This window comes from Ruminococcoides sp. (genome assembly GCF_057037865.1).
On record NZ_DBLZMS010000006.1, the window covers coordinates 26,205 to 52,796 of the forward strand.

Below are 26,592 nucleotides of genomic sequence, written 5' to 3' on the forward strand. Positions count from 1 at the left end.
TTATACCGAAATTTTCTTTGGTGACATATTTTTACAACATATAAAAAATATAACTTTATCACGATTTAGTTAATCGTAACCAACTAAATTGCAAAATAATCTTGACTTAGTAAAAACAGTGGTTTATAATTTAGTTAATCGTAAATAACTAAATCGTAAATGAGTAATTTGCAAACGGTCAGAGGTGAGAATTTTGTTTATAGGCAGAAAGAATGAGCTTTTACAGCTTAACAGATTGTATAACAGCGGAAAATTTGAATTTGCCGTCATATACGGTCGCCGCCGTGTAGGAAAAACGGCTATCATAAACGAGTTTGTCAAGGATAAAAACGCAATTTGTTTCACAGGAGTTGAAACAAATGCAAAGCAAAATCTTGAAAATTTGAGCGAGTGTATTCTTGAATTTTCAACAGGAATGAAAACGGATACTGCTTTTTCAAACTTTCAGTCGGCACTTGAATATGTTTTTAAATTGTCAGAGAACAAAAGAATCGTCCTTTGCCTTGACGAATATCCGTATGTAGCAAGGGCATCAAGAAGTCTTGCATCAACACTGCAAATGTTAATTGACAAATATAAAGACAGTTCAAAGTTGTTTCTTATTCTCTGCGGTTCATCAATGTCATATATTGAGGACCATGTGCTTGCATACAAAGCTCCTTTGTATGGCAGAAGAACGGCTCAGTTTAAGATTTTGCCGTTTGAATTTTGTGAGGCTTGTGAGTATTTTAACGGGATGTCACCTGAAGATAAGGCGCTTGCCTACGGGCTTGTGGGAGGTACACCGCAATATCTCTTGCAGATTAACAACAAAATTTCAATAGAGGATAATATAAAAAATATTTTTCTGAATCCTGTATCGGCTCTGTATGAAGAACCTAACAATCTTTTGAAACAAGAGGTAAGAGAGCCGGCTATTTATAATGCCGTGATTACGGCAATTGCTACAGGTGCATCTAAAATATCCGAAATTTCAACAAAGGTTGGAGAAACCTCAAGCACTTGTGTTGCTTATGTCAAGAATCTTGTTGCTCTCGGAATTGTGAGAAAAGAAGTGCCGTACGGTGAAAAATCCACAAAGAAAACAATTTATTCTATCGAGGATAATATGTTCAGATTTTGGTATCGTTTTGTGCCGGAAAATTCTTCGATAATTTCAAGAGGTGCGGTTGAACTTGCGTACAGTCGAATTGCACCGTATTTGTCGGATTATATGGGTGCTGTGTTTGAAGAAATCTGCAAGCAGTATTTGTGGAAAAGGTTGCTGAACGGTGATTCCGAAATTGATTTTACAGATATCGGCAGATGGTGGGGAACAAATCCAAAAACAAGACAACAGGAAGAAATTGATATAATCGGCTCGGCAGATAAAAATACGGCTCTTTTTGCTGAATGTAAGTGGCGTAATGAAAGTGTTGACCTCGGTGTTCTTGAAACACTTATTGAACGCAGTAAGCTTTTTAATTTCGACAAAAAGCATTTTTATATTTTTTCAAAATCCGGTTTTACAAAGGGTTGCATTGATAAGGCAAATGAACTCGGAAATGTCAGCCTGATTGCTTATGATGATATTTTAAAATATAATAACGAAAATTAAATGTAAAAATCCCCGTCGGAGAATGCTGAGGTTTGATAAGGCAGTATGATAAAACTTAATAAAACTAAGGCATTGCAATGGCAGATGAGGCTTTGACTGTAAAAGGTCAGAGCCTTTTTCTGTTTCTTAAATCCACACATTTGTCTTTTCGTTTTGTATTCAGCATAATGAAGTTACCAAATCCAAGGAGGCTTCAATATGAAAACAAATTTTGAAAATATAGGCGGTAGTTATTCGCAACAAGGCGATTATCTTTTGCCAACTCTTACGCTACCTGATGAAAACCAAAGGCAAATCAGTGTGTGGGCAATGAGGCACAGACGCTATTTGAAATCAAGTCATCGAGTGCTTTATTACAATCTTCTTACATCGGGTAAGCTTTACAATTACCTTGCCGATGTTGAGCTTCAGGCAGAGAATTTGTTTGAACAGACAATAAAATCACTTGCTGAGCAGGAACAAGTTACGGAAAAACTCAAAGCCGAAAATATGATGCTGTGGGTGCAAAAAATGAATAATATTCGCAACAGAGCAACAGAAATCGTTAATGAACAAGTGATTTATAAATGAGAAAAAGGCACAACTTACGGAGAAAATTTCCGTAGGCTGTGCCTTAAATTTTATTTGCCAAGTTGCAATGCATAATCTTAGCGAGCAGACCATTTGGTTATCCAAACGGTAATTTTCTCGTTAGGGACACCCTAAGACCCGCTTTTTGTATTCGACTTTAATATTGAAAAAGCAAAGTGGCTCAATGTTGCAAAGAAAAACATTATTGACATATAGTCAAAGAGATAAAGCAGAAGGTGTTCGTTATCGCCAAGGAGGAAAAACTGATTTTTAAGGAACAGGTAAGATGCTATATCTCGTTTGAAAAATGCGTAAATTCCGTATGCAAAAATGAGTATGAATATTATTTTGAAAGCAGTCTTCACTTTTGGTGAGAGTTGCTTTTTCTTTTTTATCATTAGCAAAATCATATTGAAATGAAGTCCGAGGTGGAGCGACATAAATATAAATTCCCAATATGCAGAAAGCATATGGATTCTGTTCGCTGCATAGGTTGATTTTATATTCAAAAATGCAAACAGATGCCTTGAAACAATTACCCCGCTGACGATTGAGCCGACAAATGATATAAGCACAAGCAAAACAAGAATATTTTGAAAAATTCTTATAGGTGTTTGCCTGCCTTTCGCTAAATGCTTTGCCCAATTTATATTGAGTGCGTGATGAACAACAAAAAGCACAAACATAGCAACGCCGACTACCTCGTGTGCAGTTGAGCCTAAAAGCTCGTAGGACATCAAAAGAAGCAGAGCAAATGTCATTAAAATATCAATTATCGGCTTTAACTTCAATTTCATTTTAGAGTTCATATGTTTTTGCTTAAATCTTTAGCCTCTTTAATATTCGTTGCCATTCCCATATATTTCATACCGTAAAGTGCGGCAAAGCGTTTCATTGTGTATTCGCCTGCGTCAAGCATCCACTTTTCGGGTGCCGCACCTTGGAATACAAAATATAGCTTTCTGCCTAAGAGCTCGCTCTCGTCAACCTTGCCGTAAAAACGGTCTAAAACATTACGAACAGAGCCGCAAATATTGTGCCAATAAAGCGGAGAACCGATAACGATTGTGTCAGCCTCTTTCATTTTTTCAATCACTCTGTCAAGTCCGTCATGAGGTAAAGTTTGACCGTATGAGCCGATTGTGAAGTCAGTTAAATTAAGTGTTTCGTATTCCTTGCCGTTCAAAAGAATTGAGGCAAGATTAGCAGTATTTCCGTTTTTGTTCGGACTGCCGTTAATAAAAAGAATTTTCATAATATTACCTCTCTTAATAATTTAATGTTCGCCGAAAAGCCAAGACATAATGGTATCACCGTAACAGTAACCGCCAAAAGCACAGCTATAGATTTGATAAACTTATTTAAGGTCAAGACCGTTTACCCAAGATTCGACCTTGCTTGATGAGGCACCTGAAGAAAATCTTTCGCCGTCCTGCCAATTGCCTGTGCCTGCCATATCTGCTAAAAGGTCACCGCTTTGACCTAAACCCGAAGAAGATGAGGTGCAAAACGGAATAACGGTTTTGCCGCTGAAATCATTGCCCTTAACAAAATTGTTTACAGGCCAAGCAGCAATGCCCCACCAAATCGGATAGCCGATAAATACTGTATCATAATCTGCCCAATTATCAGGCGTAGTCTTTGTAAGTGGTACATCACGCTTGCTTTCGTCGTTGTGCTCAACACTTACACGGCTGTTGTCATCAGTCCAGTTAAGGTCATCACTTGTGTAAGGGTCAACAGGTGTAATCTCAAACAAATCTGCTCCGGAAGTGTCGGCTATAGTTTCTGCAACAGCTTTTGTGCTACCTGTTGCAGAATAATAAACAACTAATATTTTTGAACTTGTATTAGAATTTTGGATATTTTCATCGGTGGATTTTGAAGTATCTGCCGGAGCATTCGCAGTTTGTGAAGTGCTTGAGGTTGTATTTGAATTGTCGCTCGAATTATTAGAGCAAGCTGCGAAAGAAAACACAAGCACAAGTGCCAAAAGAATTGAGGTTAATTTTTTCATAATCTTAATCTCCTTTAGTTTAATTATTTTTGTTCGTCAACAGGCGGTATCATCTCGACATACTTTTTAAGCATTTCCGGTGTTGAGGTATAATATCTTACGCCCTTATCAAGTAATGATATTTTTGCCATTTCTTCATCAGTGAGTGAAAAATCAAAAATATCAAAATTAGCCTTGATATGGTCGCTGTTCTTTGAACCCGGAATAATAATGTTGCCCTCCTGAATATGCCAACGAAGAATGATTTGAGCTGTCGACTTACCGTATTTTTTCGCAAGGCTCTTAAAGAGCGGCTCATTGAGAAGCGCATTATCACCGTGACCCAGCGGATACCAAGCCTGAATTTTAATATCCTCGTGAGAAAGGAATTTTTTTAGCTCATTTTCCTGATAATACGGGTGCACTTCGGTTTGAAGAACAGACGGCTTAACCTCGCAGATATTTAGGATTTCGCAAATCTGCTCTTCGTTAAAGTTTGAAAGACCGATTGCACGAACCTTGCCGTCCTTGTATGCCTTTTCCATTTGCTTATATCCTGCAATGTAGTTTCCGGCAGGCTGATGAATTAAAAGCAAATCGATATAATCTGTTTGAAGTCTTTCAAGAGTTTTGTCTACTGCATTGTCCTGCTCATAAAATGACGGCCAAAGCTTTGTTTCAAGAAAAATATTTTTACGGTCAATGCCAGCGTTTTTCATTGCTCTGCCTACTGCTTTTTCGTTGCAATAAGCATTTGCTGTATCTATAAGCTGACATCCGTTTTTGAGAGCGTAGGTTGCAGATGCCTCTGCCTCGTCAGGTGTGAGCAAAAATGTTCCGATACCCTGCATTGACATTTGAACACCGTTATTTAATTTTGTAAATTCCATAATAGTTACTCCTTTTCTGCTTGATAATTAAATTTTAATATCTAAAGTTTACTTTAGGTCAAGGGTTTACTTACATTCTTCAAAAATTTGAAGAATTTCTTCGTGTGTCATCTTTTTGTATGCACCCGGTACAATGCCGCATGAGTCTGCAATTTCTTTAAGGTTGATATTTTCATCAATTCCAAGTTCTTTAAAGGTTGTCGGCATACCGATTTCCTTAATAAAATCTGCCAGGGCCTCAACACCTGCTTTTGCAAGCTCTTCGTCTGTTTTGCCGTCCTTTGAAATACCCCAAACATTAACTGCAAACTGAGCAAATTTCTTTTCGCCTGCCTTGCAAATATGTCTGTAATAAACAGGATGAAGAACGGCAAGACCTGCACCGTGGTTGCAGTTAGTGTATGCGCCGAGCTGGTGCTCCATTTGGTGACATTCAAAATCCGTCTTTTTGCCAAGTTTGATGATACGGTTTTCTGCCATTGTTGCGTCCCACATCAGGTTACTTCTTGCTGTGTAGTCCTCGGGATTTTTGATAGCGGCACGCAAATTGGTGATAACATTTTTCATAAGAGCCTCGGATATATCGTCCGATACATTGCTTTCATTCGGCTCGCTGAAATAGATTTCCATAATGTGTGAAAGAGTATCAAAAGCACCCGATACCATTTGAAATTCAGGAACGCTGTAAGTATATGTCGGGTCAAGCATAACGAATTTTGCGTTAAGCTGAGGATAATCTTTGCCCGTTTTGATTTTAAGTTCTTCATTTGTGATTACGGCACCGCCGTTACATTCACTGCCCGTGCCTGAAACAGTGACGATCATACCAAGCGGCAACGGTTCAAAATCAATCACACCCGGTCTTGCCCAAAAGTCAGCCCAAATATCACCGTCATATTTTGCACCGAGTGAAATTGCCTTACAGCAGTCCATAACACTTCCGCCGCCTACTGCAAGAATCAAATCGGCGTTGCTTTCTTTAGCAAGCTTAACCCCCTCAAGCACCTTGCTGTATGTCGGGTTTGACGGAATACCGCTAAACTCAACAACTGCCTTGTTTTCTTTTTTGAGTACGGTTATAACCTCGTCATAAATGCCATTTTTCTTAATCGAGCCACCGCCGTAGCAGAGCATAACCGTGTCGCCGTAAGCTGAAAGAATATTTGAAAGATATTCCTTTACACAGCCTTCGCCAAAATATACCTTTGACGAATTTTCAAAAATAAAATTATTCATAGCTTTCTCTCCTATCCTGAAAATTTGATTTTATTATTTCATCGAGTGATACATTTTCATTCCTGTATCGCTCGTTTTTGTTTTTCTCGTGCTTAATGATAATTGCCTTTTGAGGGCAAGCGTGAACGCAGGCAAGGCAGTATTCGCATTTTTTGCTTCGCCTTTGTGCGTAATCCGTCAGCACAATTATATTGCCTGTCGGGCAAACCTTTTCGCACACTTTACAGCCGATACATTTATCGGTTATTTTAATCATCTTGCCGTTATTAAATGACGGAATGATTTTATTCAGCGTTGCCACTTGCTTGTGGAGTTTCCTGTCTGCGTCTGTTGCAGTTGGAACACCTTTTTTCATTAGTCTGATATTCTTGATTATATGTGCAATTTGAGCATCTGTATCTTTGTCAATTTTCTTTTCTTCTGCCATATCAAAAACAGGCAGGTAATTATCAACGCAGTGAACGGTATCTATATAATCAAAGTTGATACCGAGAGCCTTAAACTCGTTATATGTAAACTCGGGGCAGTCGCTTGCACTGTTGCCATAGGTTAAAATGAGATACATATATTTTGTTTCAAACTTCGATTTTTTCAAAAACTCTTTTACCGTATTCGGTATTTCGCCGCAATAAACAGGGCAAACAATACCGATTTGGTTGTCTGAATAGATTGATGAATTTTTTATAGCCTGCGGTATGCTGACAGGATATTCTTCAATACACTTTGCAACATAAAGGCTGTTGCCCGTTGCGGTGAAATAAAATACCATAATTACTCCTTGCTTTTAATGATGAAAGCTTGTAAATGTAATTTGTTCTTTTTCGGGAAGCCCAAATTGCTCCTTGCCCAGTGCAATGCTCTTGGCCATAAAAGCAATGTTTCTGCCGAGCGTTCTCATAGTCTGCAAGCCCTCTTTGTCCTGTAAAACTTCATCTGCCTGACCGCCGTAAACCATATTCCAATACTGACTTGTGGCAATCGGCATAGAGCTGATTGAAAAATATTTGTTGAGCACATCGTATGATGCTGTGTTACCGCCTCTGCGACAGGTTGTAACAGCCGCACCGACCTTCATTGTCTTATCAAAATTCGTACTGAAAAATAATCTGTCAAGAAATGCGATTGCTCCGCCGACAGGAGATGCGTAATAAACAGGTGCTCCGATAACAAAAGCGTCTGCCTCGTTAAATTTAGGTGCAACCTCATTTACAATGTCATCAAATACGCACTTGCCGATTTCCTTGCATTTTCTGCAAGCGATACAACCGTGCACATCCTTGTGCCCTACATGGATAAGTTCAACATCCATACCTTCTTGCTCCAATGTGTTTTTGAGTTCGGTCAATGCCGTGTAAGTACAGCCCTTTGCTCTCGGACTGCCGTTTATAAGCAATGCTTTTAATTTTTTCATTTCTACCACTCCTTAGTTTTTCTTTTCAACTATATTATAAGAAAAACGAGACCTCAAATGAAGTCTCGTTTTGTTGTTCAGTATATACCTTTGGATTATAACTGCTTATTTAGTTTTAACTATATTCTTAGCCGCATCTAAAACCCGTCGAACATTTTCGCTTGGAGTCATCGAATGTAAAAGACCGTACGGAATACTGTATTCCCACTCAACAGGAATAACTTTCAGCAAAGGATGAACATTTGCCCAACCCGGTATCGCAAGCAAAACATCGTTCGTGTTTTCGCATCTGTTAAATATGCTCATATTGTAAAAATCGAAATCAACAATATGTATCTGCGTATGATTTTGCCAAATATCGTCACGCAATCGGTCAACATAATTGCTCCAGCCACGGTGCATAAGCATTAAATTTTCGCCGTATAAATCGCTGATTTGAAGTTTATCCTTTTGTGCAAGCTTGTGGTGAATGGATACTGCACAGCAAAACGGCTCACGGGATAATTGCAAGCCCTCGCATTTTCTGAGTTTAAGCATTGTGTCGTCAAATATTCCGCCGATAATATCAATGTTCTTTCCCAAATTCGCAAGTATTTCTTTTGCGTTTTCGGGTGTGTTCTCAAATGGAACAATTTCAAATTTTATATCCGGGCATTGCTCTTGAATTTTCGGCCACATTTGCATAAGTAATTGGGCAGGAGTTGTAGGTGACGAGCCGATACGAATAATATTTTCGCCCTCGCTCATTGCATTTTTCGCCCTGACAACACTGTCCTTGCAATAGCCGATAATGTACTTAGCGTCTTGATAAAGCGACTTGCCTGCGTTAGTCAGTATCAACCCACGGTGCGTACGCTCAAACAAAACCAAGTCAAGCGAGCTTTCAAGCAAATTGATTTGCTTAATAACGGCAGTCGGCGTGATATACAATTCATCTGCCGCTTTGTTAAAACTTCCTGCGTCCGCAACCTTTATAAATGTTTCTATCTGTGGATTATACATCATCCCACCACCTACATAACAAAATTAAATCACAATCTGTTGTATATCAAAATGATAAATATTTTTCTTAATTATACTTTAAAACTCTCAAAAAATCAAATTGACTAATAAATAGCCGTCTGAACACACAGGCGGCTATTTTAATTTTTTAACTTTTCCATCTTATGGTGGTACAAAACGCTTCCCCCTGTTCAAACAAGTAAGGGGGTAAATAAAAATGTTTTGCAAATCAAGAAAATGGGTGTGCATTTTGACACCTCTTGTCCAAATGAATAGAGAGGTAAATATTAAAAAATATAAATTTTTCAAAAACACCCCCCAAAAAAGCGTTCTCAGTTCTAACAAGTGAAGGGGTAATAAAAAAATATTTGTCAGAGGGTTAATTTTTGACCGTTTTCGTTGCCTACCAAGTGAGAGGGAAAATTTATTTGCAAATAGGGGGTGCAAAATGCCTCTCCCGGTTCAAACAAGTGAAAGGAGTTTTTACAATGCCGAGATTATCAAAGAAGGCAAAGCGAGAATGGGATTTTTTCATAAATCCCAAAACAGGCAGACGAATATATAACAGCCTTTGTCTTAAATGCAAAAACAAATGCAAGCAGAGCCACAAGACAATCGTTGTTTTCTGCCCGAAGTACAAATCCAAAAGAGGTGCAAAAAGCGTTAAAAATTGCCGTGAATATGATGACAGCGGTTAATTTGATGTAGAGATACTTGTTTTCAATAAATAGCCGATACAAAAGAAAAAATTACCGATTTTGGCACCAAATCAATACAGAAACAGAGGTGATACAGTGAACAAATATTTCAAAACATCGGACGCCAAAAATTTTGCTTTCTACAAAGTACCGAAAGCGTTATTTGAAGAAAAGTACAAATCGGTTTCAACCGATGCAAAAATGCTGTACGGACTTTTGCTTGACCGAATGTATTTGTCCGTCAAAAACGGCTGGATAGATAAACAAGGCAGAGTATATCAATATTTCACAATAAAATCCGCTCAGGAAAAACTGCATTTCGGTCACGAAAAGATATGCAAGTTATTCTTCGAACTTGAAGTCGCAGATTTGATTATTCGCAAAAGACAAGGTCAGGGGAAGCCGAGCATTATCTATCTGAAACAATTCTGATTTTCGGTTTTCTTAATTTCCGAATAACGGAAGGTAATAAGACTTAGAAGATTAAGACTGTTACCGGCCGAGAAAAGAATATATATGGAGGTTAAAATGATAAAAAACATAAGTATAGATTTGCTTGTTCCCTTTGAAAATCATCCGTTTAAGAAAAGAAGCGGAATTGAGCAACAAGAATTAACAGAAAGCATAAAAGAAAACGGATTGCTTGAACCGATAATAGTTCGTTCTTTTCCGGCGGGTAAATATGAAATTATCAGCGGACACAGACGAGTTGAAGCCTGCAAAGCGTTAGGGATAACAAACATACCCATGATAATAAAAGAACTTACAAAAGACGAGGCAATTGTGCAAATGGTGGATTCAAACATACACCGTGAGCATATTTTACCGAGTGAAAAAGCTTTTGCCTACAAAATGAAATCAGAGGCTTTGAAATATCAAGGGAAAACTTCGTGCCAACTTGGCACAAAGTCAAGAACAGATGAAAAAATTGCAGAAACCGTCGATGACAGTGCAAGACAAATACAGCGATATATCCGCCTGACATACTTAATACCCGAATTACTTAAACTTGTTGATGAAGAAAGAATAGCCTTTACTCCTGCGGTGGAAATTTCATATCTGTCGGAATATGAACAGCAAATATTGCTTGAACAAATCGAATTTACCGACGCTACACCGTCATTATCGCAGGCACAGCGATTAAGAAAATTCAGTAAAGACGGCAACTTTTTCGTCGATACGGTTTTCGCCGTTCTCAATGAAGAAAAGCCAAATCAAAAAGAGCAAGTTAGATTTATGGAAGAGGATATACGCAAATATTTCCCGAAAAGCTACACCAAATCCGATATACAAAAGACAATCATTTCCCTGCTTGAAAAATGGCAGAAACAAAGAGAAAGAAACAGGAGGGACGAAAGATGACAGATAAAAACAAATCAATATATGCACCGTATTTTGAAAAGAATGATGAAGCGTTCTTTATGAAAATAGGCAACACAACTTATGAAGTCAGTACACATTTTAATCCTAACGGCAGAGAAAATGTGCTTCAACAATTTGAAGATTTACTTACAGAATTAAAGATAGCATAAGTTTGCACAATCGACACTGCGGCATTGCAAGTGTACAATACCTATACATTGCAATGCCCTGTTGTCACAGAAAGGAGCAGATAATTTATGGCAACAAACAAAAATATGCAAGGACAAGAAGAAAAAATCACCGCTCTGTATTGCCGCTTATCTCAAGACGACAATTTAGAGGGTGAGAGTAATTCAATATCAAATCAAAAGGAAATTCTTATGACTTATGCAAAGAAAAACGGATATTTACATCCGCAATTCTTTGTCGATGACGGTATCAGCGGAACAACATTTAACCGTCCCGGTTTTCAGGAAATGGAAAGCCTTATTGAAGCAGGTAAGGTATCAACCGTAATTGTAAAAGACTTATCCCGTTTTGGCAGAGAGCATTTGCTTTGCGGTCATTATACGGAAATTGTCTATCCGACCTTAGGTGTCAACTTCATAGCCATACAGGAAAATGTTGATACCACGAAAGGCATGGGAACGGAAATGATGCCGTTTCATAACATTTTTAACGAATGGTATGCTGCACAAACTTCAAAGAAAATCCGTGCCGTTAATGAAATGAAAGCCTCAAAGGGTATGAGGATTTCTTCAACAGTGCCTTATGGTTACAAGAAAATTGAATGTAACAAGGAACAATGGTACATAGATGATCCTGCGGCTGAAATTGTTAGAAAGATATTTAATCTTTGCATTTCGGGTAAAGGTCCGTCGCAAATTGCAAGACAACTTGAAGCCGAAAAAGTGCTTACGCCGACAGCATATTTCAATTCCGTAGGTAAGAAAACAAGCAATCCTATGCCTATTAATATCTATCATTGGAGAGAAAATTCTATTGTTCATATTCTTGAAAACAGACAATATACCGGCTGTACTGTAAACGGCAAAAGTACAACAGTCAGTTATAAAGTGCATAAGAAAATTGAGAAATTACAAGAGGATTATCAGATTATTCCAAACACACAAGAAGCAATTATCAGTGAAAACACTTGGCTGAGAGTGCAAGAACTCAGGAAGAATAAAAGGCGAAATACCGCAACAGGAAGAAGGAGTTTGTTCTCAGGTTTAGTATATTGTGCCGATTGCGGTTCTAAACTTCACTTTTGTGCTTCTAAAAGCTTAAAGAAAAATCAAGAGTTTTGGAGGTGTTCTTCCTACAAAGACGGTCGTGGTACTTGCACAATTCACTTTATACGAGATGTTGTACTTGAAGCAATCGTTAAAGAAGCCATATCCGAACTTGCGGATTTTGTTCGTTGCTACAACAGTGCATTTCTTTATCTTATCTCCGAAAAGAAAGGTGCAGAATCTATAAATCGAGAAAAATCTTTGCGAGCCAAAACCGAAAGTGCAAAGCAAAGAATATCCGATTTGGACAAACTATTTTCAAGAATTTATGAGGATAATATTCTCGGTAAGTTATCCGATGAGCGTTATTCCCGTATGGCAAATGAATACGAAGCTGAGCAAAAGCGACTTATATCAGAGGTTGAGGAAAATGAAAAAGTTCTCATTGAACTTCAAAAGCAAACTGTCGATATGAAGATGCTTTATCAGGGACTTATGGAATTTACAGAGATGAAACAACTTACTCCAACCGTTGTAAACAAACTTATTGAGCGTATAGAAATTCACAACAATGAGAAAAAGCATTCTCACAACAATGTTAAAGTGGATATTTACTTTACGGCAGCCGGATTATTTGACATTCCGACAGAGCAACAGCTTATTGATACAATGGAAAGAGTAAAACAGAAAAAAGCGGAGAAATCCGCTTAAATAATAAAGAAAAAGGTGTAACCCCCTTTATCGGGATTACACCATAATTCCTTAAATACTGCCTTATTAGCCAATGGCTAAATCTGACGGGGATTTGACTTTGTTGTAAGCGATTACGCTTTTTTGGATTTTGAGGTGATTTTATCTGCGATTTTGGTAACTATGATGCAGAGGATGATTGTGAAAACCATATCGGGCAAGGTGTTGCCGACTATGGTATCAACATTCAGCAAGAAGCGATATGCCGCAAAGCCTGCAAGCCATACTATGATGTTGCAGATGTCAACGGCTTTGTTTGCTCTGTCTTTTTTGAGAATGAAAAAGTCTGCAATCTGAATGGCAATCATCGGAGCAAATACCGAACCGATGAGATAGAGAAAATCGGTGATGTCATCCATAGGATAAACAATTGCGGCGATTACACCTACTATTGTTACTGCAACGGCAACATATTTTCCTTTGAGTTTTGAGAATATTGATTCGCTTGAAATGCCAGCCGAATAAGCGTCAAGGAAGGTTGTTGTAACTGTTGAAAGAATTACAATTATAAGACCTGCAATGCTGAGTCCTGATTTAAGCATGATTTTTGCAATATCGCTTTCGCCTGTAAGGATAGATGCACTCATACCGATTATGTACATCCAACAGCTTACCGCACCGTAAACAAGTGTGCTTGCGAGAGTTGCCTTGAACGGCTTTTCCGCCTCTCTTGTGTAGTCGCTGATGAGCGGTAACCATGAAAGCGGCATTGCTACCGAAAGCTCAACTGCCGCACCGAATGACATTGAGTCATCGCCTGCCGCACCCATACCGTTGCCGTTTCCGAAAATAAAGAAACACATCACGATTGTGAGAATGAACAGTGCCGCCATTGCGATTGTGTTGAGCTTGCCGAGGTTTGAAATGCCGACAAGAATCCAAAGTACAATCAATGCACCGATTACAATACAGGCAATCCACCTGCCTGTGTCGCCCATATTCAGAATACTGTTTACCGAAAGCGAACCGTCATAAATCATAATGGCTGTCCAGCCGACAAGCTGAATAACATTGAGGACAGAGAAAAGAAGTCCGCCCTTGTTGCCAAAGCTCATTTTTACGGTTTCCATTGAGCTTTTACGGCACTTACCGCCGATGAGTCCTGCACAAAAGAGCATTGCACATCCGATTATGTGACCGATGATTACGGCTAAAATACCCTTTTCAAAACCTAACGGAGCAAAGTATGTACCTGTGAGAATTTCGGCGATTGAAACGCCTGCTCCGAACCATATCAAACTGTTTTCAAATACACTTGTCTGCTTTTTCATTGCTCTGCCTCCGAATTTTCTTTTGTAAATTTACTTTGAATGTCAAAAGCGTGGTTCATGGGACCGCTGCCTTTGCCGAGGTCAAGCATTGCCGCAAGTGCGCCTGAAATATAATCCTTTGCACGCTTTACGGAAGCGTCAAGGTCAAAGCCTTTTGCAAGATTAGCGGCTATTGCACTTGAAAGTGTACAGCCTGTTCCGTGTGTGTTGGGATTGTTGATTCTTTTGCCGTTGTACCATGTGTAGGTGCCGTCTTTAAAGAGCAAATCGTTTGCATCGTTAATCTGATGTCCGCCCTTGCAGAGAACCGCACAACCGTACTTTTCGCTGATTATTTCAGCGGCTTTTATCATTTCTTCCTCATTTGAAATTTTCATTTCAGAGAGAACTTCCGCCTCCGGAATATTCGGTGTAAGAACTGTTGCAAGCGGAAAGAGATGCTCTTTGAGAGTGCTTACCGCCTCGTCGCTGATAAGCTTTGCTCCGCTTGTTGCCACCATAACCGGATCGACAACAATATTTTTTGCATCGTACTTTTTCAGCTTGTCCGAAATTGTTTTTATAAGGCTTGATGAAGAAACCATTCCGATTTTTACGGCATCGGGATAAATATCCGTAAAGATACTTTCAAGCTGTTCACCCAGAAATTCGGGTGTGGATTCCATAATTGCCGTAACGCCGGTTGTGTTCTGTGCGGTAAGTGCGGTGATTGCGCTCATGGCATAAACACCGTTTGTTATCATAGTTTTGATATCCGCTTGAATACCGGCGCCTCCGCTGCAGTCACTGCCAGCGATTGTTAATGCTGTTTTCATTTTAATCTCCTCTTTGCATTAATTTTTTACAGCGACAAAAGGTGGTGCCCCCAATCTGCCGCTTTTTCAAAGCTGTCTGCGTAGTAATCGCAAACGGCTTTTATTCTGTTTTTGTCATTCCTGCTCGATTCGTCATACACTCCCACCGTTTTGAAACCTGCCTTGTGAGCAGTTTCTGCGGCAAAAACAGCGTCCTCGAATACAAGCGTTTCACTCGGAGCTGTTCCGAGTTTATCTGCACAGGCAAGGTAAATGTCGGGGCTTGTTTTGCCTTTTCCGATTTGTGAACAGGTCACAATGTCCGTAAAATATTTTAGAATACCGAGCCTTTCAAATGCCTTTTTAATATGCGTTTTATCGCTTGATGTTGCAATAATCATTTTGATATTGTTCGATTCCAAAAACTGCAAAATTTCTTTTGCATTGTTTTTTAAACCGACCTCATAAAAGTAAAAATCTTCAATGATTTTCAGCACACCCGAAACTATTTCATCAGTTGAAAAGGAAAGAGCATACTGCTTTTTCATATACTCCGCACCTTCCGTCAGACTCATAGCACAGAGCTTTTCGGAAAGTCCGTTTTCGGCTGTTTTGCCGACAGACGAGAGGTAACGCTCTCCTGCGTCATCCCATATCTTCATTGAATCGAGAAGTGTGCCGTCAACATCAAATATTGCAGATTTAATCATTTGCAATCGTCTTTTCCGTAAGTGCTTTAAGCTCTGCTGTTGCCTTTGTAATATCGGGCTGAGCGAAAATAGCACTGATAACGGCAATGCCTACGATACCTCTGCCCTTGAGTTCCGTAACATTTTTAGAGCTGATTCCGCCGATTGCGATTACAGGAATGTCAACAGCCTCACAGATTTTCTGAAGTTCATCGTGTGAAACATCGTCTGCATCGTCCTTTGAGCCTGTTTTGAAAACTGCTCCGACTCCGAGATAATCTGCTCCGTGCTTCTGAGCAAGAAGAGCCTGTTCAACAGTCTGAGCCGAAACACCGATGATTTTGTCGTCACCGAGAATCTTGCGGACATTGCCTGCCTCCATATCACTCTGACCGACATGAACACCGTCAGCGTCAATTTCTTTTGCAATTTCTACATTGTCATTGATTACGAACGGAACATTGTACTTTTTGCAGAGTTTCTGAATTTCAAGAGCCTCTTCAAGAAAATGCTTTTGGTCAAGATTTTTTTCTCTTAACTGAATGAATGTTGCACCGCCTTTAATAGCCTTTTCAACCTGACTGCAAAGTGTTTCACCGTTAAGCCATGCCCTGTCGGTTACGGCATAGAGCAACAAATCTTTTTTATCGCAATTCATATTTTGCTCCTTTTTCAAGTGTTTCGGCATCCATATTATAGATAGCGTCAATAATTCGGTTGCGGTATGTTGAGTTGCCGTCTGTTTCTGCCATATTTGCAAAAGCGATTTCGCCTGCAAGTCCCATTGTACAAACTGCTGCGGCAGTTGCCTCAAGAACATTGTCGGGGTTTGCAACGATAAATGCAGTTGTCATACCCGAAAGCTGACAGCCTGTTCCTGTGATTTTGCTCATCTCGGGACGGCCGTTGCGAATTACATAGCACTTTTCGCCGTCACTTACAAGGTCAATAGCACCTGTGATTGCAATTACGCATCCCGACTTTTTGGCATAATCCTTTACAAATGCAACTGCGTTATCGAGATTTTCTTCTGTTACCGCATCCGATACATCGGCATCAACACCCTTTGTTGTGCCGCTTCCGAGTGCAAGAGTTTTGATTTCCGAGATGTTACCTCTGATAACATCAAATTTGATTTCTTTTGCAAGCTTAACCGCTGTGTCTGTGCGGAGCTTGCTTGCGCCTGCGCCGACAGGATCAAGTAGAATCTTGTGAGAAAGTTCATTAGCTTTTTTGCCTGCAATGAACATACCCTCAATTGAGTTTTTGTTAAGTGTACCGATGTTGATGTTAAGACCGCCGCAAATGCTTGTGATGTCGGCAACATCATCGGGTTCGTCTGACATAATCGGACTTCCTCCGCAAGCGAGAAGTACATTTGCAACATCATTTACTGTTACATAGTTTGTGATGTTGTGTACAAGCGGTACATTTTTTCTTACATTTTCAAGACAATTTCCAATCATAGCGGATTCTCCTTTATAAAAATAAAACGGACACACCAACAAAAGGTGTGTCCGTAAAGGCTCGCTGTTTCCCTCCGTTGGCATTATCCAAATCAGGTCATAGGTCGAGGCATTCAGCCTCCTCTCAGCCGACTAACTTGTCAGCTCCCTTACTTATAATATACAATTTGTGTCGTAATTTGTCAATGAAAACTTGACAAATAGTCACCGAGAATGATTATACGAATCTATCCTCAGTAAAATCTTCTGTATTCAGTATATCTTTTATGTAAAAAAACACTGATTTTTAAATATCAGTTGACTTGAAGAAGAAAAAACAGTACAATAAAAATAAACAGATAATATGGTTGAATTTGCTGTTGTAAAGGGGTTTTCCTCGAAATTATTTTTTGTTGAACAGGAGAAGAAGTATGTTTTGTAAAAATTGCGGAAGACAGTTATTGCCTAATGAAAAGTTTTGTGCCGATTGCGGAGCGCCTGTACCCGTACAGGAATCAGCTGTACAGAACGAACAGCCGATTGCAGAAAATCAGTCGGTTGAACAGACTGCCGATATGAATGTTCGGAATGAGCAGACACAGCCTGTTGAAAATCATCAGACTGACGCATATAATCAGATGCCTGCAAATGATTATTCCGCACCGCAGTATCAGACAGTTAATGCACAGGGCGGATATAATCAGTATCAGAACGGTCAGCAGGGCGGATATTCTTATGATTATAACAATCAGGGCGTTCAGCCACAGTATGCACAGCCGATTCCAAAGAAAAAGTCAAAGACACCGTTTATAATTACAGCGTGCGGCATTGCGGTTGCACTCGTTGTTGCAATTGCGGCATTCTTTATATTTAACGGACTTAACAAAGCCACTCCTCAGGGACAGATTCAGGGTACATGGATTGCCGAGGAGAACGGAGTAAGCCTACAACTTGAGTTCAAGCCTGACGGAACAATCGGTATTCCGAATGCAAAAGAACTCGGCGAACTTATTTCAAATTATGTTGGCAGCTCGGAATACAGCGACATTATTAACTATGATGAGATTTTTAATTTGATTGATATGAAGTACAGCATTGATGATGAAAAAACTCTTTCAATCAGCCTTGAGGTTTCTTTTGTAAATCAAAGTCAGTCGCAGTCACTCAAATGGTCTGACGATCCCGCAAACGGCGGTTCGGATACATGGGGAATCGACGGCGATACTCTCTACATAGCCGGCACAAAGCTGACAAGAATCAATAACTGATATAGTCTTAAAAAACAAGGTCACGGTTCAAAATCGTGACCTTTTGTTGTGTGGAATATACAGGCTCTGCCAAAGGGATTCCGTCGTTGTCCGATGAACGATACTGTATGACAATCATTTTGTGTTTTTAGATAATTCTATTTATTTTATCACAAAATTTGTGTGCTTACTTGCGGGCGGATAATATTCGCACCTACAGATTTGTACAAAAAGAAAAGACAGCACGATTCTGTACTGTCTTAGTTGGAGCGGATGACGGGGCTCGAACCCGCTACCTCCACCTTGGCAAGGTGGCGCTCTACCAGATGAGCTACATCCGCATTTTATTGGTGCCTCCGGGCGGAATCGAACCACCGACACGGGGATTTTCAGTCCCCTGCTCTACCGACTGAGCTACAGAGGCAAAAATTGGCGACCCGGAACGGGTTCGAACCGTCGACCTCTAGCGTGACAGGCTAGCGTTCTAACCAACTGAACTACCGGGCCAAATGTGGTGGGAACAACAGGGCTCGAACCTGTGACCCTCTGCTTGTAAGGCAGATGCTCTCCCAGCTGAGCTATGCTCCCACATGCCTATATCGCTCATCGAAGTTCTGTCGAATTTCGATTACATCTCAGCGACAGGTAATATAATACTATAAAATCAGTCGATTGTCAATACCGTTTTTGCAGTTTTTTAAAATTTATTTGCTAATTACAATTTCGTGATTATCGGCAATCAGAACATAGTCGCTGAAGTTATTAATACAAGTATGGTAAACTCCTTATTTCAAACAGTAAACAAGAGTTTCGCCCCGTGTTTTCACACGGTATTATTTGAAAGCGCAGTTCGCTGTTACAGTATAACAATTGTTTTGCGACATTTATAAAATCGGGTCTGTCAAAAGAATTCAGTAGTTACTTGCGGGCGGATGATATCCGCCCCTACGAGATTGTACAAAAAAGAAAAGACAGCACAATTTCTGTACTGTCTTAGTTGGAGCGGATGACGGGGATTGTTTAATGCAAAAAGTTCTACCTCGCCAACTGCTTGCGGTGCGTAACCCTAACTCTCATCAACGCTCTTAATTTTAAGGTTTACCGTCTGAAATACAGTCGCAATGCGTTGCACATAAATGTATTTCCTTTTGCTCCTTATTTCAGACAGTGCTTTGCTCCCTCTTTCCGCCACTGGCGGCGGTCGCAAGGCTACACCTTCGAGCCCCTTGTTTGGAAAAAAAATCTGTAAAATAAAAAAACCAGTACATCAACTGTACTGATTTAATGGAGCGGATGACGGGGCTCGAACCCGCTACCTCCACCTTGGCAAGGTGGCGCTCTACCAGATGAGCTACATCCGCATTTTATTGGTGCCTCCGGGCGGAATCGAACCACCGACACGGGGATTTTCAGTCCCCTGCTCTACCGACTGAGCTACAGAGGCAAAAATTGGCGACCCGGAACGGGTTCGAACCGTCGACCTCTAGCGTGACAGGCTAGCGTTCTAACCAACTGAACTACCGGGCCAAATGTGGTGGGAACAACAGGGCTCGAACCTGTGACCCTCTGCTTGTAAGGCAGATGCTCTCCCAGCTGAGCTATGCTCCCACATGCCTTTGTCGCTCTATCGAAGTTCTGTTGAATTTCGAATATCTCTCAGCGACAGATATTATCATACTACAACTTGTTCCAAATGTCAACACTTTTTTGAAATTTTTTTCATTTTTATGAGTGACATCACGAACATTTGCGACAAGGCCTTTAAAAATCTTTATTCTTTGCTGTTTTTCTCTGCAATCAGCTTTTCAAGGTCATCCTTTGTAAAGACATATTTCTTATTGCAGAAGTGACAGGTTGCAACGGCAACACCCTGTTCATTGACCATAGAACGGATATCGTCATCGCTGAGGGTACAAAAATAATTTTCAAGCTTTTCTTTTGAACAACCGCAAACATACTTAACAGGGTTTTCGTCAAGCACTTCAACCTCAAAGCCTTTGAGGGCTGTTTTGCAGATATCAAGAATACTCATACCCTTTGCAAGCATAGTTGTAACGGGTTCAAGCTCTGCAATATTCTTTTCCAGCTTGTCAATAACAGTATCGTCTGCACCCGGAAGAAGCTGAATAAGCAATCCGCCTGCAAGCAAAACCTCGCCGTCCTCTTTGTCAATCAGCACACCCAAGGCACAAACTGTGGGAATCTGTTCGCTTGTTGCGTAGTAGTTTGCAATATCCTCGGCAATTTCACCGCTGACAAGCTCAACCTGACCTATGTACGGATCGCCTGAACCGTAGTCACGCATAACATTTAGCATACCTGTTCTGCCGACTGCTTTTGCAACATTGATTTTGCCGTTTTCATAATATTCCGTCGGGCAGTCTGCATTGCCGACATAACCCTTTACATTGCCGCTGCTGTCGCCGACTGCGATAACGGGACCGAGTTCACCATCACCCATTACACGGAGGTTGACTGACGCATCTTTCTGTTTGAGCATATCGCCCATAATTGAGGTTGCACACAAAAGTCTGCCGAGTGCGGCTGTGGCACTGCGTGAAAGATGGTGAATCTTCTTTGCAGTAAAAACTATGTCAGAGGCATCAACGCAAGCCGCCATAATCGCACCGTCAGATGTAATACAACGAATTATTTTATCCATATCGGTTATCCTTTCGATTCATTAAACTCTTTGTTGCGTGATTTTTTCATCCTTGCAACATAAATTGCCCTCTGTTCATCCGCTTTCGGGCTTTCAAAGGTAAGGTCGCCGTAAACAGCCTCTACTTCAAAACCTGCATCCGTTAGCATTTTTTTGATTTCAGCATCTGTATAGGCTCTTTCCGAAAAGCTTTCGGACGAACGATAATACACACCGTTTTCTTCCTCAAAGAAATCAAGGTCGATTTTCACCTTGTTATCATCTTCGGGAGTGTTTTGCCATACGCAGAAAACGCTGTCGTTTTCATACACAAAGGTATTATCCGCAAGAATATTTTTATGCTTGTACACCGTGTTGACATCAAAAATAAACAGACCGTCATCGTCCATAAAAAGTCCCACACGGTCAAATGTCTTTGCAACATCTTCAATTTTTGTAAGATGATTTATGCTGTCGAGAGTACAAACACAGGTATTTATTGTACCATACAAGTCAATACTCTGCATCTTCTGCCTTAAAAACAGGATATCAAGCCCTTCTTCGGAGGCACTTTGCATTGCCTCGCTGAGCATTTCCATACTGTAATCAATTCCGAAAACATCCACGCCCCGCTTTTTCAAAAGTCGGGTAAGAGTTCCCGTTCCGCAGGCAAGGTCAAGCGTTATGCCCATATCATGACCGAAACTTTCGGCAAGCTTCAAAATATAGTCACAGCGTTTTTCATAGCAGGCGTCCTGCATAAGTCCGTCATAAAATCGGGCAAATGACAAATAGCTCGGCATTACTCTTTTTCTCCGTTTTTAATTCGGTCAAGCACAAGCGTGTAGCCGTATGTATCGTTGTCAAACAACGCTCTTTTCACTCGGCTGATAGTTGCGGTTGACGCACCTGTTTCCTTAACAATTTCGGTATATACTTTTTTTTCGGTAAGCATTTTTGCAACAACAAGACGCTGTGACATGGCTTTAAGCTCTGCACTTGTGCATAAATCTTCAAAAAAGCGATAGCAATCTTCCTCGTTTTCAAGAGAAAGAATTGCCTTGAATAAATAGTCGGTAGAATCATTTTTCAGCTTTGAATTCAAAACCGTTTCCTCCTTAATTTTGTTTCCGTAAATTTTGCAAGCAATATGTTTTCATACACTAAAATTTTAACACACAAAAGTACGAAAGTAAAGTAAAAACTGTTTTTTCGTCTTTTTTTACGAAATTTGCCTGTGATTTTTTACACATAAATTTATGCAAACACAAAACAGCCGTCCGACTGAACAGCTGTTTTGCACTTACGGTTAAATGTTTTTCTTTATAGTATCGAGAGCACCTTTTTCAATACGGCTGACCTGTGCCTGTGAAATTCCTATTTCAGCCGCAACCTCCATCTGAGTTTTGCCACGGAAAAACCTCATTGAAAGAATCCGCTTTTCCCTGTCCGAAAGATTTGTAATTGCCTCTTTTACGGCAATTTCTTCAAGCCATGTTGAATCGTCATTCTTATCGCCTATCTGATCCATTACATATATAGTATCGTTTCCGTCCGAAAACACGGGTTCATAAAGCGACACCGGCTCGACAATTGCCTCAAGCGCAAGCACCACCTGTTCCTTTGGCATCTCCATAATTTTGGCAATTTCTTCAACAGTCGGCTCACGGTTGTTTTTATTTGTGAGCTGTTCTTTTATCTGCATTGCACGGTAAGCCGTGTCCCTCATTGAGCGTGAAACCCTAACTGAGTTGTTGTCACGCAGAAACCGTCTGATTTCACCGATTATCATAGGCACTCCGTAGGTGCTGAATCTTACATCAAGCGTCGGATTAAAATTGTCAATCGCCTTGATAAGCCCGATTACACCCACCTGAAACAAATCATCGGGATTTTCGCCCCTGTTTGTAAATCTTTGAATTACGGACAGCACAAGCCGCAAATTTCCGTTAATCATCTTGTCTCTTGCCTTTTTCTTTTCGGCAGGAGAACCGTTTTTGATTATATTAAGCAGTTCCCGTTTTTCGCTTTCTTTAAGCAGTTTTAGCTGTGATGTGTTTACTCCGCAGATTTCAACTTTTCCGTATTGCAAAGAATTACCCCCGAATCTGAATTTTAATCGGTTTTGTCTTTACAATAGTTATTGACGGTTTTATTGCTTTTATACTTTGAGTAATTTTTTTAAAAAGTTTTCTAAACTTTAAAATTGTACATTGACAATGGTACAATCAAATGGTACAATTTAAGTGTAGAATTAGCCATGTTATACAAATTCGCATATAAATCATTAAAAGGAGGACGGCTATGTTTACAATTGATTTCACAAGCCGTGTGCCGATTTACGAGCAGATTTGCAACAATGTAATCAGACTTGCATCGGCGGGTGTGTTCAAATCGGGTGACAGACTGCCGCCTGTACGAACGGTTGCAAAAGAAATCGGAGTAAACCCGAATACCGTTGCAAAGGCATACCGCACGCTTGAAATTGACGGCTACATTTACTCAACTGTCGGCAGAGGAACATTTATGACCGACAAGCTGACAAAAGACACGGCATACAGAGATATGGCTCTGAAAGCATTCAGAGAAGCCACCAAAAATGCAGAACTGTACAGCGTTCCCCGCCAACAGCTTATTGACATTATTGACGCCATATACGAAGGAGGCGGTAAGAATGATTGAGGTTAATCACATAACAAAAAGGTTCGGTAAGGTAACTGCCGTTGATGATTTTACGCTCGACATAAACCGGGGCTCCGTACTCGGCATTGTCGGAAGCAACGGCGGCGGAAAATCAACACTTCTGAGAATTTTGTCAGGTGTGTTTGATGCTGACAGCGGTGAAGTTAAAATTAATGGTCAGAACATTTATAACAATCCGTCTGTTAAGGGCGAATGTTTTTTTATTCCCGATTTTCCGTATTTTTCAAACAGTGCAACACTCGAAAACACGGCATATCTTTACCGCAGTCTTTACCCGAATTGGAACGAGAACGCTTTCAGACAATTTTGCTCCGTGTTTCCTATTGACCCTGATGCAAAAATAATTGATATGTCAAAAGGTATGCAAAGACAGGCGGCTTTGATATTGGCGATTTCAACCTGTCCGAGATATCTTTTGCTTGATGAAATTTTTGACGGACTCGATCCGGTTGTCCGCCGTCTTGTAAAGAAAATTCTCATTGACAATGTTTCCGCAAACGATATGACCGTTGTCATTGCGTCACACAATCTGCGTGAGCTTGAAGAATTGTGCGACAGAATCTGCCTTATCCACAAGGGCAAGTTGCTTCTTGAGCGTGAAATTGACGAAATCAAGCTTGGACTCCGCAAGGTTCAGGTTGCGTTCACGGAAGTTCCCGATAATTCGTTCTTTGAAGAAATCAATGTTATCAATTTGTGGAGAAACGGAAATATATTCGACCTTACAATCAGAGGAACGGAAGATGAGTTTATGCCAAAGCTTGAGGAGCGTAAACCTCTTTACATTTCAGCCGTTCCGATGACATTGGAGGAAATTTTTATAAGTGAAATGGGGGCAGCAGGTTATGACGCAGAAAACATCATTTAAAAGCAGAATGAAACAGGCATTTTCATTCTTCCGCAGTGACCTGAGAGCCTGTACTCCGTTGCTTGTGGTATTCGGACTTATCTCGGCTGTAACGGTTGTAATCTGCTACACAATATGCGTTGTGCTTGGCGAGGACATGACCTTTACAGGTGCGTTGTTAAGCCTTAACTTTCTGGGAGTTACGAACTCAGGCACAGGCATAATCGAGATTTTCCAGTATTCATCGGCAAACCTCATTTATCTTATTTCAATAATATTTACAATCATCTACACGGTGCGAATTTATTCGTATCTGCACAATAAACGCAAGGCTGATTTGTACGGTTCTCTGCCGATTGGCAGGTCGACGCTGTTTGTCACAAAAACAGCGTCGGCATACCTCATGTCAATTATCCCGACATTATTCTTCCTCGGAGTGATTTCAATTATCACGGTCTGCACAGGAAATTCCGTAATAAGCGAGCTTAGTTCGATGTTCCTCAAAATATGCCTCGGAACACTTGCATCAATCTCGTTTTTCGGTCTTATTGCAATTTGTTGCGGAACAATGCTCAACTCCGTGCTTATGTTCATTGCGGTTTGCGTAGCTTATCCGCTTTCCGCAATCTTCATCAAAGGCATTGTTGTGGGTTGTTTTGACGGCTTTTATGTCGGAATTTTCAAAGACAGCATTATCATGAACGCACTCAATCCGCTTGCCGCATATGACGGAATCAACATTATTTACTGGCTGATTTTCTCGGTTGCTTGTATTGTTCTCGGTGCTTTTCTTGCAAAAAAGAGAAAAGCGGAAAGAGCACAGTCGGCATTTGCATTCCACCTTCCGTGCTACATAATCAAGGTGCTTGTTTCATTCCTTGCAGGCATGTTCCTCGGTGTGCTTTTCGGCTCGGTAAATGTTCTGGGCGGATATGCAGGCTTTGTTTTCGGATTTATTCTTGCAAGCGTTCCCGTTTACATCATCGTTCATCTTATTTTATACAGAGGCTTTTCAAAGCTTATCAAAACTTCGATTCCGCTCGGTGCGTTAATTATTGTAAGCTGTGTCGGTGTTGCTCTCTGCTGTTTTGACGCATTCGGCTACAACAGTTATGTACCGAAAACTCAGGATATCAAGAGTGCCGGATTCTATGACGCAAATTCAAACTATCAGGCAAAAGGCAGTGCTGTCGGCAAAAATCTTAAAGATATGGCTGACGATATTACAGACAAAGACACAATCGCAAATATCCTGAAGGCACATTTCCAACTTGTTGACAACCGCAATTATTCGGTAAAGAACAAGTTCAAGAACACTTGGATTTCAATGTTCAAGGACAATGTTCCTGTATTCAGCGAGATTTCAAAAAATCCCGATTACGCATTTGCATACACGCTTAATAACGGTCATATTGTCACAAGAGCATACAGTTCAACATCGGCTTTTGAAGAAACTGAGAGCTATCTTTCAAGCACTTATAACGAACTTGACACATCCGACATCATTTATTCAAAGGGCTATATCAAGGCATACAGTCCGCTTGTAAAAGCTGATTACAAGGATATTAACACATTTATCGTTGCAGGCTTTGACGGCAAAGCAACTGACGATAAGCATCCTGATTTTGTATCAAGCAAAATCATTTATACTGATGATGACGGAACAGTAAATTATTCTAAAAATTACAAAAATACAGCCGAAAAAATTAAAGAGGCTTTTCTCAAAGACCTTGATAATTGCAGTGACGAGGACTTTGCGAAAATAGGTCAAATGACCGAGTATGCAGATCATGCGCTTGATGTTGCCTATGTCAATTACGGTTCATACGAAAGCTTTATAGAATCCGAACCCGATGCTGTATGTGTGATTGCGATTGCAACAGGTGATGTTAATTCGTATTACGATGGAATAAGAAATATGGATTCTTACAACGGCAATACTGCCGCAAGAGCACAGGTTGTTTATACTGTTCCCAAAAGCTTTAAAAACACTATAAAAGCGTTGCAGGAGCTTGGTATTCTGAACAGCAAGCTGTATATGGACAAGGATTATCTGCCGGGTGATTCAACATCTTATAAGGAATACGCAGGCGAATATTACTACGATGATTACACCTCCTCATCCGATTTGTATGACTATACAGATGATTCTTATATTGACGACAGCGAATATTGATACAGGCATTACACTACAGGAAAGCAGGATTT

28 protein-coding genes and 8 tRNA genes are annotated in these 26,592 nt (G+C 40.3%); 11 read left to right on the forward strand and 25 right to left on the reverse strand.

Annotation, left to right across the window (positions count from 1 at the left end):
• Positions 1-193 precede the first annotated feature (193 nt).
• Positions 194-1,597, forward strand: a complete 1,404-nt coding sequence (locus tag AC2HW8_RS06420; protein WP_484327315.1) for an ATP-binding protein — start codon at positions 194-196, stop codon at positions 1,595-1,597.
• A 198-nt stretch (positions 1,598-1,795) separates the two neighbouring features.
• Positions 1,796-2,167 carry a TnpV protein gene (locus tag AC2HW8_RS06425; protein WP_278867880.1) on the forward strand — a complete coding sequence of 124 codons (372 nt, stop codon included), beginning with the start codon at positions 1,796-1,798 and terminating at the stop codon, positions 2,165-2,167.
• Between the two features lie 131 nt (positions 2,168-2,298).
• On the opposite strand, the gene AC2HW8_RS06430 is transcribed toward AC2HW8_RS06425, so the two are convergent.
• From AC2HW8_RS06430 to AC2HW8_RS06465, 8 genes are all read right to left on the reverse strand, one after another.
• Positions 2,299-2,964, reverse strand: a complete 666-nt coding sequence (locus AC2HW8_RS06430; RefSeq protein ID WP_418517421.1) for a DUF4405 domain-containing protein — start codon at positions 2,962-2,964, stop codon at positions 2,299-2,301.
• Positions 2,965-2,972: 8 nt separating this feature from the next.
• Entirely contained in the window at positions 2,973-3,422 is a 450-nt protein-coding gene (locus AC2HW8_RS06435; protein ID WP_418517420.1) for a flavodoxin family protein, read from the reverse strand.
• A gap of 102 nt (positions 3,423-3,524) precedes the next feature.
• Positions 3,525-4,184: a flavodoxin gene (locus AC2HW8_RS06440; RefSeq protein WP_484327316.1), complete on the reverse strand. Its 660-nt coding sequence runs from the start codon at positions 4,182-4,184 to the stop codon at positions 3,525-3,527.
• A 23-nt stretch (positions 4,185-4,207) separates the two neighbouring features.
• Positions 4,208-5,053 carry an aldo/keto reductase gene (locus AC2HW8_RS06445; protein WP_484327317.1) on the reverse strand — a complete coding sequence of 282 codons (846 nt, stop codon included), beginning with the start codon at positions 5,051-5,053 and terminating at the stop codon, positions 4,208-4,210.
• A gap of 66 nt (positions 5,054-5,119) precedes the next feature.
• Positions 5,120-6,289 (reverse strand): iron-containing alcohol dehydrogenase, encoded by a 1,170-nt coding sequence (locus AC2HW8_RS06450; protein ID WP_418517416.1) that lies wholly within the window; start codon positions 6,287-6,289, stop codon positions 5,120-5,122.
• Positions 6,282-7,058, reverse strand: a complete 777-nt coding sequence (locus AC2HW8_RS06455; RefSeq protein ID WP_418517415.1) for an EFR1 family ferrodoxin — start codon at positions 7,056-7,058, stop codon at positions 6,282-6,284. The genes AC2HW8_RS06450 and AC2HW8_RS06455 overlap by 8 nt, the downstream gene beginning before the upstream one ends.
• A 15-nt stretch (positions 7,059-7,073) precedes the next feature.
• The gene (locus AC2HW8_RS06460) at positions 7,074-7,700 is read right to left on the reverse strand and encodes a flavodoxin family protein (RefSeq protein ID WP_484327318.1); all 627 of its coding nucleotides are present in this window, start codon (positions 7,698-7,700) and stop codon (positions 7,074-7,076) included.
• A gap of 105 nt (positions 7,701-7,805) precedes the next feature.
• On the reverse strand, positions 7,806-8,702 hold the full coding sequence (locus AC2HW8_RS06465) for a LysR family transcriptional regulator (protein ID WP_418517423.1): 897 nt from the start codon (positions 8,700-8,702) through the stop codon (positions 7,806-7,808).
• Between the two features lie 488 nt (positions 8,703-9,190).
• Between AC2HW8_RS06465 and AC2HW8_RS06470 the strand changes: the two genes are divergently transcribed.
• The 5 genes from AC2HW8_RS06470 to AC2HW8_RS06490 all read left to right on the forward strand — a co-directional run bounded on the left by AC2HW8_RS06470 (position 9,191) and on the right by AC2HW8_RS06490 (position 12,708).
• Positions 9,191-9,400, forward strand: a complete 210-nt coding sequence (locus AC2HW8_RS06470; RefSeq protein WP_484327319.1) for a hypothetical protein — start codon at positions 9,191-9,193, stop codon at positions 9,398-9,400.
• Positions 9,401-9,496: 96 nt separating this feature from the next.
• Complete coding sequence (locus tag AC2HW8_RS06475) at positions 9,497-9,832, forward strand: replication initiator protein A (RefSeq protein ID WP_227143464.1); 336 nt, start codon at positions 9,497-9,499, stop codon at positions 9,830-9,832.
• A gap of 96 nt (positions 9,833-9,928) precedes the next feature.
• Complete coding sequence (locus AC2HW8_RS06480) at positions 9,929-10,762, forward strand: ParB/RepB/Spo0J family partition protein (RefSeq protein WP_484327320.1); 834 nt, start codon at positions 9,929-9,931, stop codon at positions 10,760-10,762.
• Positions 10,759-10,932, forward strand: a complete 174-nt coding sequence (locus AC2HW8_RS06485) for a transposon-encoded TnpW family protein (RefSeq protein ID WP_178573970.1) — start codon at positions 10,759-10,761, stop codon at positions 10,930-10,932. The genes AC2HW8_RS06480 and AC2HW8_RS06485 overlap by 4 nt, the downstream gene beginning before the upstream one ends.
• An 87-nt stretch (positions 10,933-11,019) precedes the next feature.
• Positions 11,020-12,708, forward strand: coding sequence for a recombinase family protein (locus tag AC2HW8_RS06490; protein WP_484327321.1), 1,689 nt, complete (start codon positions 11,020-11,022; stop codon positions 12,706-12,708).
• A gap of 113 nt (positions 12,709-12,821) precedes the next feature.
• On the opposite strand, the gene cytX is transcribed toward AC2HW8_RS06490, so the two are convergent.
• From cytX to thiM, 5 genes are read right to left on the reverse strand one after another with little or no spacing between them, the layout of a single operon-like run.
• A complete protein-coding gene (gene cytX, locus AC2HW8_RS06495; RefSeq protein WP_118101844.1) occupies positions 12,822-14,018 on the reverse strand; it encodes a putative hydroxymethylpyrimidine transporter CytX in 1,197 nt (398 codons plus the stop codon).
• A complete protein-coding gene (gene thiD, locus AC2HW8_RS06500) occupies positions 14,015-14,833 on the reverse strand; it encodes a bifunctional hydroxymethylpyrimidine kinase/phosphomethylpyrimidine kinase (protein WP_021882611.1) in 819 nt (272 codons plus the stop codon). The genes cytX and thiD overlap by 4 nt, the downstream gene beginning before the upstream one ends.
• Positions 14,834-14,859: 26 nt before the next feature.
• Positions 14,860-15,522 carry an HAD family hydrolase gene (locus AC2HW8_RS06505; RefSeq protein ID WP_117951149.1) on the reverse strand — a complete coding sequence of 221 codons (663 nt, stop codon included), beginning with the start codon at positions 15,520-15,522 and terminating at the stop codon, positions 14,860-14,862.
• Positions 15,515-16,159: a thiamine phosphate synthase gene (thiE, locus tag AC2HW8_RS06510; protein WP_444446913.1), complete on the reverse strand. Its 645-nt coding sequence runs from the start codon at positions 16,157-16,159 to the stop codon at positions 15,515-15,517. Before thiE ends, AC2HW8_RS06505 begins: the two co-directional genes overlap by 8 nt.
• Complete coding sequence (gene thiM / locus AC2HW8_RS06515) at positions 16,146-16,967, reverse strand: hydroxyethylthiazole kinase (protein WP_015522707.1); 822 nt, start codon at positions 16,965-16,967, stop codon at positions 16,146-16,148. Before thiM ends, thiE begins: the two co-directional genes overlap by 14 nt.
• A gap of 410 nt (positions 16,968-17,377) precedes the next feature.
• Between thiM and AC2HW8_RS06520 the strand changes: the two genes are divergently transcribed.
• Complete coding sequence (locus AC2HW8_RS06520) at positions 17,378-18,214, forward strand: zinc ribbon domain-containing protein (RefSeq protein ID WP_117968115.1); 837 nt, start codon at positions 17,378-17,380, stop codon at positions 18,212-18,214.
• 244 nt (positions 18,215-18,458) lie between these two features.
• On the opposite strand, the gene AC2HW8_RS06525 is transcribed toward AC2HW8_RS06520, so the two are convergent.
• From AC2HW8_RS06525 to sigG, 12 genes are all read right to left on the reverse strand, one after another.
• Positions 18,459-18,534: transfer RNA gene (locus AC2HW8_RS06525), tRNA-Gly, on the reverse strand.
• Positions 18,535-18,541: 7 nt separating this feature from the next.
• Positions 18,542-18,617 (reverse strand) — tRNA-Phe (locus AC2HW8_RS06530).
• A gap of 6 nt (positions 18,618-18,623) precedes the next feature.
• Positions 18,624-18,700, reverse strand: a tRNA-Asp gene (locus tag AC2HW8_RS06535).
• A gap of 5 nt (positions 18,701-18,705) precedes the next feature.
• Positions 18,706-18,781: transfer RNA gene (locus AC2HW8_RS06540), tRNA-Val, on the reverse strand.
• 697 nt (positions 18,782-19,478) lie between these two features.
• Positions 19,479-19,554 (reverse strand) — tRNA-Gly (locus AC2HW8_RS06545).
• A 7-nt stretch (positions 19,555-19,561) separates the two neighbouring features.
• Positions 19,562-19,637, reverse strand: a tRNA-Phe gene (locus tag AC2HW8_RS06550).
• Positions 19,638-19,643: 6 nt separating this feature from the next.
• Positions 19,644-19,720: transfer RNA gene (locus AC2HW8_RS06555), tRNA-Asp, on the reverse strand.
• Positions 19,721-19,725: 5 nt separating this feature from the next.
• Positions 19,726-19,801, reverse strand: a tRNA-Val gene (locus AC2HW8_RS06560).
• 163 nt (positions 19,802-19,964) lie between these two features.
• On the reverse strand, positions 19,965-20,855 hold the full coding sequence (gene hslO / locus AC2HW8_RS06565; RefSeq protein ID WP_015522705.1) for an Hsp33 family molecular chaperone HslO: 891 nt from the start codon (positions 20,853-20,855) through the stop codon (positions 19,965-19,967).
• 5 nt (positions 20,856-20,860) lie between these two features.
• On the reverse strand, positions 20,861-21,637 hold the full coding sequence (locus AC2HW8_RS06570) for a class I SAM-dependent DNA methyltransferase (RefSeq protein WP_117967679.1): 777 nt from the start codon (positions 21,635-21,637) through the stop codon (positions 20,861-20,863).
• Positions 21,637-21,939: a YerC/YecD family TrpR-related protein gene (locus AC2HW8_RS06575; protein ID WP_021883585.1), complete on the reverse strand. Its 303-nt coding sequence runs from the start codon at positions 21,937-21,939 to the stop codon at positions 21,637-21,639. Before AC2HW8_RS06575 ends, AC2HW8_RS06570 begins: the two co-directional genes overlap by 1 nt.
• A gap of 204 nt (positions 21,940-22,143) precedes the next feature.
• Positions 22,144-22,926: an RNA polymerase sporulation sigma factor SigG gene (gene sigG, locus AC2HW8_RS06580; RefSeq protein ID WP_021883584.1), complete on the reverse strand. Its 783-nt coding sequence runs from the start codon at positions 22,924-22,926 to the stop codon at positions 22,144-22,146.
• Between the two features lie 212 nt (positions 22,927-23,138).
• On the opposite strand from sigG, the gene AC2HW8_RS06585 reads away from it, so the two are divergent.
• From AC2HW8_RS06585 to AC2HW8_RS06595, 3 genes are read left to right on the forward strand one after another with little or no spacing between them, the layout of a single operon-like run.
• On the forward strand, positions 23,139-23,516 hold the full coding sequence (locus AC2HW8_RS06585) for a GntR family transcriptional regulator (RefSeq protein ID WP_021883583.1): 378 nt from the start codon (positions 23,139-23,141) through the stop codon (positions 23,514-23,516).
• Positions 23,509-24,405, forward strand: coding sequence for an ABC transporter ATP-binding protein (locus AC2HW8_RS06590; RefSeq protein WP_293640043.1), 897 nt, complete (start codon positions 23,509-23,511; stop codon positions 24,403-24,405). Before AC2HW8_RS06585 ends, AC2HW8_RS06590 begins: the two co-directional genes overlap by 8 nt.
• Entirely contained in the window at positions 24,383-26,560 is a 2,178-nt protein-coding gene (locus tag AC2HW8_RS06595) for a hypothetical protein (protein ID WP_484327322.1), read from the forward strand. The genes AC2HW8_RS06590 and AC2HW8_RS06595 overlap by 23 nt, the downstream gene beginning before the upstream one ends.
• Positions 26,561-26,592: the final 32 nt, after the last annotated feature.

Coding starts and splice junctions, on each gene's coding strand:
- AC2HW8_RS06425 (WP_278867880.1), top strand. CDS start 1,796: ATGAAAACAAATTTTGAAAATATAGGCGGTAGTTATTCGCAACAAGGC.
- AC2HW8_RS06430 (WP_418517421.1), bottom strand. CDS start 2,964: ATGAAATTGAAGTTAAAGCCGATAATTGATATTTTAATGACATTTGCT.
- AC2HW8_RS06435 (WP_418517420.1), bottom strand. CDS start 3,422: ATGAAAATTCTTTTTATTAACGGCAGTCCGAACAAAAACGGAAATACT.
- AC2HW8_RS06440 (WP_484327316.1), bottom strand. CDS start 4,184: ATGAAAAAATTAACCTCAATTCTTTTGGCACTTGTGCTTGTGTTTTCT.
- AC2HW8_RS06445 (WP_484327317.1), bottom strand. CDS start 5,053: ATGGAATTTACAAAATTAAATAACGGTGTTCAAATGTCAATGCAGGGT.
- AC2HW8_RS06450 (WP_418517416.1), bottom strand. CDS start 6,289: ATGAATAATTTTATTTTTGAAAATTCGTCAAAGGTATATTTTGGCGAA.
- AC2HW8_RS06455 (WP_418517415.1), bottom strand. CDS start 7,058: ATGGTATTTTATTTCACCGCAACGGGCAACAGCCTTTATGTTGCAAAG.
- AC2HW8_RS06460 (WP_484327318.1), bottom strand. CDS start 7,700: ATGAAAAAATTAAAAGCATTGCTTATAAACGGCAGTCCGAGAGCAAAG.
- AC2HW8_RS06465 (WP_418517423.1), bottom strand. CDS start 8,702: ATGTATAATCCACAGATAGAAACATTTATAAAGGTTGCGGACGCAGGA.
- AC2HW8_RS06470 (WP_484327319.1), top strand. CDS start 9,191: ATGCCGAGATTATCAAAGAAGGCAAAGCGAGAATGGGATTTTTTCATA.
- AC2HW8_RS06480 (WP_484327320.1), top strand. CDS start 9,929: ATGATAAAAAACATAAGTATAGATTTGCTTGTTCCCTTTGAAAATCAT.
- AC2HW8_RS06485 (WP_178573970.1), top strand. CDS start 10,759: ATGACAGATAAAAACAAATCAATATATGCACCGTATTTTGAAAAGAAT.
- AC2HW8_RS06490 (WP_484327321.1), top strand. CDS start 11,020: ATGGCAACAAACAAAAATATGCAAGGACAAGAAGAAAAAATCACCGCT.
- cytX (WP_118101844.1), bottom strand. CDS start 14,018: ATGAAAAAGCAGACAAGTGTATTTGAAAACAGTTTGATATGGTTCGGA.
- thiD (WP_021882611.1), bottom strand. CDS start 14,833: ATGAAAACAGCATTAACAATCGCTGGCAGTGACTGCAGCGGAGGCGCC.
- AC2HW8_RS06505 (WP_117951149.1), bottom strand. CDS start 15,522: ATGATTAAATCTGCAATATTTGATGTTGACGGCACACTTCTCGATTCA.
- thiE (WP_444446913.1), bottom strand. CDS start 16,159: ATGAATTGCGATAAAAAAGATTTGTTGCTCTATGCCGTAACCGACAGG.
- thiM (WP_015522707.1), bottom strand. CDS start 16,967: ATGATTGGAAATTGTCTTGAAAATGTAAGAAAAAATGTACCGCTTGTA.
- AC2HW8_RS06520 (WP_117968115.1), top strand. CDS start 17,378: ATGTTTTGTAAAAATTGCGGAAGACAGTTATTGCCTAATGAAAAGTTT.
- hslO (WP_015522705.1), bottom strand. CDS start 20,855: ATGGATAAAATAATTCGTTGTATTACATCTGACGGTGCGATTATGGCG.
- AC2HW8_RS06570 (WP_117967679.1), bottom strand. CDS start 21,637: ATGCCGAGCTATTTGTCATTTGCCCGATTTTATGACGGACTTATGCAG.
- AC2HW8_RS06585 (WP_021883583.1), top strand. CDS start 23,139: ATGTTTACAATTGATTTCACAAGCCGTGTGCCGATTTACGAGCAGATT.
- AC2HW8_RS06590 (WP_293640043.1), top strand. CDS start 23,509: ATGATTGAGGTTAATCACATAACAAAAAGGTTCGGTAAGGTAACTGCC.
- AC2HW8_RS06595 (WP_484327322.1), top strand. CDS start 24,383: ATGACGCAGAAAACATCATTTAAAAGCAGAATGAAACAGGCATTTTCA.